4 protein-coding genes and 1 pseudogene are annotated in these 3,787 nt (G+C 58.2%); all 5 read right to left on the bottom strand.

The annotated features are described in order from the left end of the window. Window positions 1-171 precede the first annotated feature (171 nt). The gene (locus F1593_RS27520; protein ID WP_235932737.1) at window positions 172-414 is read right to left on the bottom strand and encodes a hypothetical protein; all 243 of its coding nucleotides are present in this window, start codon (window positions 412-414) and stop codon (window positions 172-174) included. A gap of 99 nt (window positions 415-513) precedes the next feature. Further along, window positions 514-1,431 (bottom strand): ABC transporter ATP-binding protein, encoded by a 918-nt coding sequence (locus F1593_RS27515; protein WP_235932736.1) that lies wholly within the window; start codon window positions 1,429-1,431, stop codon window positions 514-516. Further along, a complete protein-coding gene (locus F1593_RS27510; RefSeq protein WP_149404748.1) occupies window positions 1,388-2,323 on the bottom strand; it encodes an ABC transporter permease in 936 nt (311 codons plus the stop codon). Before F1593_RS27510 ends, F1593_RS27515 begins: the two co-directional genes overlap by 44 nt. 20 nt (window positions 2,324-2,343) lie before the next feature. Further along, complete coding sequence (locus F1593_RS27505; RefSeq protein ID WP_235932734.1) at window positions 2,344-3,177, bottom strand: hypothetical protein; 834 nt, start codon at window positions 3,175-3,177, stop codon at window positions 2,344-2,346. Between the two features lie 117 nt (window positions 3,178-3,294). After that, window positions 3,295-3,513, bottom strand: a pseudogene (locus tag F1593_RS30085) (RNA polymerase sigma factor); the annotation flags it as partial. Between the last annotated feature and the right edge of the window lie 274 nt (window positions 3,514-3,787).

Raw genomic sequence — 3,787 nt, 5'->3', positions numbered from 1 at the left:
GCAGTCGTCGCAAGCAGCGAGAGCATCAAGAGAGTGCTATTCGCCGTATGCTCTGCCGCCAGTTTGGTTTGGATGAGTCTCTTCTTTTCAATTGTTCAGGTACGGTAAGTTAACGCGTATGGGGCTGTGCCCCGGTCTCTTCCCCTACCTGCCCGCGTAGCGGGCAACCCATCAAATGAAGGATGACAGAGTAGTAGGTTCGCCCGAAAGCGCATAGCCGATGAGCACGACGGCAAAATCGATGAGGTCATAGGTGCCAAAGCGGGCGCGGGCGAAGCGCACCTGTTCCTCAATTGCTTTTAGGATTCCTGTATGTGAAAGCACCTGAGCGAAGGTTGCCACTTCTCCCATCCAGGATGGGGTTGAGGGCGAGAGTTCCGGCGTAATCTGGATGGTAACGGAAGGATGTGTCATGTGGCCAGCGTGTCCTCCAGGCGCGCAGAAGACATCTCTTGATGAATACGGTCTCGCACATCAAGGTCCCTTCCACGCGCAAGTGTGATAGGCTCTTACTTACACCAGCTTGGGAGAAGGAAAAGCCTCGGTCCCCTCTGCGTGCCCCATCCCTTCCTGGAAGAGCAGGTACGCTTCTTCCAGGGTGGGACGGGCCGGGAGAGCCTGGGGATGCGGTTGATGTGCCGCCAGGATGCGTGTCTCAATGCTGCCGCCGCGGGGAATGGCACTGCTCACGCGGTAGCGGGCGCGCATGCGCTCAAATTCGGCCTGGGGAACGATCAGGGTCCACAGTGCCTCGGCGGCGTCAGCCAGCAGCGCCTCTGGTGTGCCCGTCCAACTCAGGCGCCCATGGTTCAGCAGCGCCAGGTGGGTCGCCGTCGCCTCGATATCGCCGATGATGTGCGTCGAGAAAATGACCGTGCGCTCACCGGAGAGCGAGGGGAGCAGTTCGCGAAAACGAATACGCTCGGCAGGATCGAGGCCCACGGTTGGTTCGTCGAGCACGAGCAAGCGCGGTTCATTGAGCAGCGCCTGGGCAATGCCGAGGCGGCGGACCATGCCACCGGAGAAGGTTTTCAAGCGTCGGTCGGCGTCCGCCGAGAGACCGACCATCTCCAGTACCACTTCGACCCGTCGATGCAGCTGGACTCCACGCAGTCCCTTGAGTTCACCGAGATAGTGCAGCAACACCCGCGCGCTGATCTGCGGGTAGACACCAAAATCCTGGGGAACGTATCCCAGCACGCGGCGCACGGTCTCAGGATGACGAAGGAGATCCTGACCATTCCAGGTAATATGGCCCTCCGTGGGCCGTAGCAAGGTTGCCAGTATCTTGAGCAGAGTGGTCTTGCCCGCGCCATTGGGACCCACCAGGCCCAACACGCCGGCCTCCATGCGCAGCGAGAACTCGCGTAAGGCCCAGCGGTTGCGCTCATAGCGTTTGCTGATCGTATCGATCACGAGTGTTGGCATCATCACATTCCTTTCCTTTTAGGCACGACGGCGCAGCGCATGCATCCCATAGATGGTCAGAACGAGCAACAGCAGGGAGAGGCCCAGGAAGAACAGACGGTTCCAGAGAAACAGAGTGGGAGTGGACGAAGGCGGTATCCCTGCCAGAGAAAGGTGCATGACTGGCTGAATGAGATTGGCTGGCGGCGGACCATCCTGGAGCACGATGGGATGTTGAATCAGGAACTGCCTGAAAGGAGTTGCTGGAGCAGGGCCCGCTGGTGCGAGAGAATAGGCAGGAAAAAACAGTGGCGGTAATATCGAGCAGTTGGGGCATGGATTGGGTGAGAAACATCGGCAGCACCCAGATGAGAAGGACGGCCAGAGAAGCAATGGCCCGCTGACCGCGCGTGAGCGTCATACAGGCGAACATGAAGGTCGCGCCAAAGGCGACCGGAGTCAGCGTCAGCCAGGCCCAGCCAATGAGATAGACTGGTGCTCCCAGCGGCGGGTAGTACGCAGGCGCAAACAGCAGAATGGCGGAGGAATTCGTGGCAAAATGATCGATCAACAAGGCAGAAAACAGGCCAGAGCCAGCCAGCAGGAGCAAGCTGGCCAGCCCCGCGAGGTATTTGCCACAGACGTAGCTCTGCGTTGCGACAGGCGTGCTCAGAACAATCCTGTCCAGACGCTGGGCATGATCGCGGCGGATCTGGTTGCCGGTGCAGAACGTCAAGATGAGCGAGAGGAAGAAGCTCGTGGTCCCCAGGTGCGCCCAGCCCGACCAGGGTTCGTTGCGGTTACTGGAAGCGCAGAGGGCGCCAATGAAGAGCATAACCAGCACCATGAGCCAGGTGACCCAGTTGCGCCAGATCAGCCTGAATTCCAGTTTCATGACGACCCAGAAGTTGTACATACATAATCCTTTCAAGATTTCTAAAAAGTGCAGAAGCGCTGCCATTTTGAGGCAAAAGTGGTAAATACAATCAGAAGCAGGAGGCCGAGTGCGATCGTTGCCAGGTGAGAGGCAAGTGAAAGCGTGTCCTGCGGCAGAGAGAAAAGTGCCTTCGCAACGCTCGGTCCACTTTGCCCGGCCAGAGCGAGCAGGCCCAGAAGGAGCCAGGGCAGGCCGCCGACCAATGCGGCCAGGCGTACATTGCGCAGGAGCGCGATGGGCAGCGAGATGGCTGTGAGCAGGAGTAGCGGGGCCAGCCAGGCCAGCAAGAGATTCCAGAAGGGAGCCCAGTGGGCCAGGGCGAAGCCAAGCGTGGCGACGAGGCCGAGTACACTGTCACAAGCCAGCAGAGCCAGACCCAGGCTCATGCTGGTTTGCACGAATGTGACCGGGCAACTTGCCTCCACCGCACGCAATCCCGCCGATGGCGCGCGTAACGCGTAGACCAGGCCGAACACGGCAGCAAGAGGAAGCAAGAGAATCAGCAACGTGATGAGGTTGGTGACCGCCAAAGGCCGGGAAAGCCCGATGCCAACCAGCAGAAGGAGGACGCCAGACATCCAGAACCACGGGCCGAGTAAAGACACACGCCAGCGGGTGAGCACAGCAAGACGCCAGAGGGAGGCGTTCCCCTTCTCATGGGTGTCCTGCGCCTGAAAAGCGGCCTCTACCAACAGCGTGCGGATCAAGCGCGCCGTCTCGGTTGAAGATGGGCGTGGAATCGGTTGGACTGCATAGCTGTTGACGATGGCCTGCAGGTCAGCAGGGAGATCATCGCTCTGTATGGGAGGCTGATCGAACGAGCGGTTATCCATGGTGTGGTCCTCCTTGTGTGCCCTGTGCGCTGCGGGCCTCCTCCTCCAGGTGAGCACGCAGCAGGCGCAGGCGGTGAACGTCCGGCTTTTGACGGTACCAGATGGAATCGAGAGAATAGTGGCGGTTTCCGGGATGCTCAACTCCTGTCCAAAGCGCAAGCTGAGGACTTCGCGCTGCTCCATGCTCAGATGCTTCAGCGCTTTGGACAGGTGATGGTGTCGTTCCCAACGCTCGAACCATTCCGCCGGATCTGGTTCGCGGGCCGGCATGGTGGGCATCTGAGCACGCAGTTCGACACGGCGGGCATAGGCGCTGGTGTGATAGTGACTGGCCAGATGGTGAGCGATAGCGTAGAGCCACGGGCGGAAAGGGCGCGGATATGGAATTGACCCGTTTTTGGAGGGGACTCAAACGGAAAGAATGAGTCAGTGGAAATGCATCAAATAAGAGAAAAGAACGATCATTTCTCTGTATATATACGTATTCCGTATACGTATATATTAACATACAAACAAGATATTTGTCAAGAAAGATGATTCTCTGTCTTTTTTTCTTGTTTTTCGTAATCAACTGGACTCATATATCCTAAAGAAGAATGTCTTCGTTTCC

It is taken from the genome of Dictyobacter arantiisoli, assembly GCF_008326305.1.
Lineage (GTDB): Bacteria > Chloroflexota > Ktedonobacteria > Ktedonobacterales > Ktedonobacteraceae > Dictyobacter > Dictyobacter arantiisoli.
Note: the sequence above shows the minus strand (reverse complement) of the source record. Positions and strands in the feature narration are given on the sequence as shown.